Source organism: Mycobacterium sp., assembly GCF_049683355.1.
In the GTDB taxonomy this organism is placed as follows: domain Bacteria; phylum Actinomycetota; class Actinomycetes; order Mycobacteriales; family Mycobacteriaceae; genus Mycobacterium.
This window is the reverse complement of the sequence record NZ_JBAUJB010000319.1, coordinates 1-3929: the sequence shown is the minus strand read 5'-3', so window position 1 is coordinate 3929 and position 3929 is coordinate 1. Positions and strand designations below refer to the sequence as shown.

At 68.8% G+C, this 3929-nt stretch carries 3 protein-coding genes; all 3 read right to left on the bottom strand.

The genetic code is table 11. The features are described 5' to 3' along the window. A partial coding sequence (locus WA944_RS18725) for a serine/threonine-protein kinase (RefSeq protein ID WP_526647215.1) occupies nucleotides 1-880 on the bottom strand: 880 nt, incomplete at its 3' end. A gap of 48 nt (nucleotides 881-928) precedes the next feature. Continuing rightward, nucleotides 929-2404, bottom strand: coding sequence for a D,D-transpeptidase PbpA (pbpA, locus tag WA944_RS18720; protein WP_526647214.1), 1476 nt, complete (start codon nucleotides 2402-2404; stop codon nucleotides 929-931). Further along, entirely contained in the window at nucleotides 2401-3813 is a 1413-nt protein-coding gene (gene rodA / locus WA944_RS18715; protein ID WP_526371785.1) for a peptidoglycan glycosyltransferase RodA, read from the bottom strand. The genes pbpA and rodA overlap by 4 nt, the downstream gene beginning before the upstream one ends. Between the last annotated feature and the right edge of the window lie 116 nt (nucleotides 3814-3929).

Genomic DNA, 3929 nt, shown 5'->3' with positions numbered 1-3929 from the left:
GGGCGGCACGCCCGAGGGACGGGGCCGCGTTGGGGCGCGGCGGCCGCCGTCCGGAGCGGACCGCCGCGACGGCGTCGGCGAACGTTCCGCCGGACTTGTAACGCATGCCGGGGTTCTTGACGAGCGTGATCTCGATCAGTTCGCGCACGTTGGGCGGTAGGTCGGCGGGCAGCGGAGGCGGGTTCTCCTTGATGTGCTTCATCGCCACGGTCAGCGCACCGTCGCCGGTGAACGGCCGTTTCCCCGACACCGATTCGTAGCCCACCACGCCCAGCGAGTACACGTCGCTGGCGGCGGTCGCGTCATGGCCCAGGGCCTGCTCGGGTGCGATGTACTGGGCGGTGCCCATCACCATGCCGGTCTGCGTGACCGGCGCGGCGTCGACGGCCTTGGCGATGCCGAAGTCGGTCAGCTTCACCTGGCCGGTGGGGGTGATCAGGATGTTGCCCGGCTTGACGTCGCGGTGCACCAGACCCGCGGTGTGGGCGACCTGCAGCGCGCGGCCGGTCTGCTCGAGCATGTCCAGCGCATGCCGCAGCGACAGCCTGCCGGTGCGCTTGATCACCGAGTTCAGCGGTTCGCCGTTGACCAGTTCCATCACCAGGTAAGCAGTGCGGCCTTCGCCGTCCATGTCGGTCTCGCCGTAGTCGTACACGCCGGCGATACCGGGGTGGTTGAGCATCGCGACGGTGCGTGCCTCGGCTCGGAACCGCTCGACGAACTCCGCGTCCGTCGAGTACTCGGCCTTGAGCACCTTGATGGCGACGCGGCGCCCCAAACGGGAATCCACACCCTCCCAGACCTGGCCCATCCCGCCGGTGGCGATCAGCCGTTGCAGCCGGTAGCGACCGGACAGCGTCACTCCGACTCTCGGGCTCATTTCTCGCCTCCGGCTCGGGGGCTCATTTCTCGCCTCCGACTGGGCGGCTCACGAGGCCCCCCGCAGCGCTGCGGCGATGGTGGCGCGGCCGATGGGCGCCGCGACCGCACCGCCGGTCGCCGAGAGTCGATCGCCGCCGTTCTCGACGACAACCGCGACTGCGACCTTGGGTGCCTGAGCGGGCGCAAAGGCGATGTACCAGGCATGCGGCGGCGTGTTGCGTGGGTCAGTGCCGTGCTCCGCAGTGCCGGTCTTGGATGCGATCTGCACGCCGGCGATGGCTCCCTTCTGCTGAGTCACCTGCTCGGCGGCGACCATCAAGTCCGTCAGTGTATCCGCGACCTGCTCGGTGACTGCTCGCCGCTCTTCGGTGGGAACCGTGGTGGCGATGTCGGACAGGTCGGGTCCGCGCAGGCTGTCGACCAGATACGGCTGCATCGTGACCCCCTTGTGCGCGACGGTCGCCGCGCTCATCGCGTGCTGCAACGGCGTCAGCGCGACGTCCTTCTGCCCGATGCTCGACATCCCCAGCGCCGCGGCGTCGGGGATCGGCCCGAGCGTCGATTCGGCGACCTGAAGGGGGATGGGGGCCGGATCCACGTCGACGCCGAACGCGCGCGCCGTGGAGCGCAGGGCCTCGGCCCCGGTGTCCATGCCGAGTTCGACGAAGGCGGTGTTGCAGGAGTTCGCGAACGCGTTGCGCAGGGTGGTGGTCGGACCGCCGCCGCAGGAGGTCCCGCCGAAATTCTGCAGCGTCGCGGTGCTGTTGGGCAGCGGGATCTCCGACTGTGCGGTCAGCTGGGTGTCCGGCGTGGCGCCGGCCTGCAGCGCTGCCGCGGTGGTGAGGACCTTGAACGTCGACCCGGGCGGGTAGGTCTCGGCGATCGCCCTGTTCAACAGCGGCGAAGCCGGGTCGTCGCGCAGCTGTTGCCAGGCGGCCGTCTGCTCCTCGATGTCGTGGGTGGCCAACAGGTTCGGGTCGTAGGACGGCGACGAGACCATCGCCAGGATCCTGCCGGTGGACGGCTCGAGGGCGACGACCGCGCCCCGGCACGGTCCGTCGCAACCCTCCTGCATGGCCTCCCAGGCGGCCTGCTGGACCTCGGGGTTGATCGTCGTGGCCACACTGCCGCCCCTGGGGTCCCGGCCGGTGAAGAAGTCGGCCAGGCGGCGTCCGAACAGTCGCTGGTCGGACCCGTTGAGGATGGTGTCCTCGGCGCGCTCCAAGCCGGAGCTCGAGTAGCTCAGCGAGTAGAAACCGGTGACCGGTGCGTAGGCCATCGGGTCGGGATAGACCCGCAGGAACCGGAACCGCCCCTCGGTCGACACCGAATAGGCCAGCAGTTGCCCGCCCGCCGAGATCTGGCCCCGCTGGCGCGAGTACTCGTCGAGCAGCACCCGTTGGTTGCGCGGATCCGACCGCAGGCCGTCGGCGGTGAACACCTGGGTCAGGGTGGCGTTGGCGAGCAGCAGCACGATCAGGGCCATGATCATCACCGAGATGCGGCGCAGTGAGGTGTTCATACCTTCTCGATCACCTCGGTGCTCGAGGCCGCGATGGGCCCGCCCGGCAGCGGTCCGGTGCCGATCGGTCGGCGGGCGGCGTGCGAGATGCGGACCAAGATCCCCAGCAGCAGGTAGTTGGCGACCAGGGACGAGCCGCCGTAGCTCATCCACGGCGTGGTCAAGCCGGTGAGCGGGATCAACTTGGTGACCCCGCCGACGACGATGAACAACTGGATCGCCAGCGTGGTGGCCAGCCCGGCGGCGAGCAGCTTGCCGAAACTGTCACGGACGGCGATCGCGGTCCGCAGCCCGCGGATGATCACGATGGTGTAGAGCATCAGCACAGCGGCCAAGCCCACCAGCCCGAGCTCCTCACCGATCGCGGCGATGATGAAGTCGGTGGACGCGGCGGGCACGGTGCCCGGCTGGCCGTTGCCCAGCCCGGTGCCGAAGATGCCTCCGGTGGCGAAGCTGAACAGCGACTGCACCATCTGGTAGCCGGCGCCCTCGGGGTCGGCGAACGGATCCCGCCAGGTCTGCACCCGAACCCGGACGTGGTCGAAGAGGTAGTACGCCGCAACGCTTCCCACGGCGAACAACGCCAGCCCGAGCACCACCCAGCTGAACCGTTCGGTGGCGATGTACACCATCACCAGGAAGGATGCGTACAGCAGCAGCGAGGTGCCGAGATCCTTCTCGAAGATCATCACGCTGATCGAGGCGATCCAGGCCGCCAACAGCGGAGCCAGGTCGCGCGGGCGGGGCAGGTCCATGCCGAGCACGTGCTTGCCGGCGCTGGTGAACAGGTTGCGTTTGGACACCAGTACGGCGGCGAAGAAGATCAGCAGCAGGATCTTCGAGAACTCTGCTGGCTGAATCGAGAAGCCGGGCAACAGAATCCAGATCTTGGCACCGTTCTGCTCGGACATCGAGCTGGGTAGCAGCGCCGGAATCGCCAGCAGGATCAGGCCGGCGAACCCGCACACGTAGCCGTACCGCGACAGCAGCCGGTGGTCGCGCAGAAAGATCACGATGGCGGAGAAGCCGACGACTCCGACCAGGGTCCACAACATCTGCTGGTTCGCCGTACCGCCCAACCCCTGCGAGGTGTTCTCCCCCTCGGCGAGGTCGAGGCGGTGAATCATCACCAGCCCCAAGCCATTCAGCAGCGCCACCACGGGTAGCAGCAGCGGGTCGGCGTAGGGGGCGAAGCGGCGGATCGCCAGGTGTGCGCCGGCGAACAGCGCCAGGTAGGCGACGGTGTACTGCGCCAGATCCCAGCGCAGGCCCTGTTCCTGGGTGGCCTCGACGAGCAGCAGCGCGACCGTGGTGATCAACGCGGCGAAGCCGAGCAGGATCAGTTCGGCGTTGCGGCGAGTCGGCTGTACTGGTTTCACCGCGACCGGGGCTTGCGGCTGTGTCGTCATGACACTTCCCGGCAGTTCGTTCCCGGCTCAGGTGGTGGGGGCGGCAGTGCGGTGACGGTCGGCGACGGGGATGGCGGGGGCGCCGGTGGGCTGGTGACCGTGCGGGGGGTCTCAGG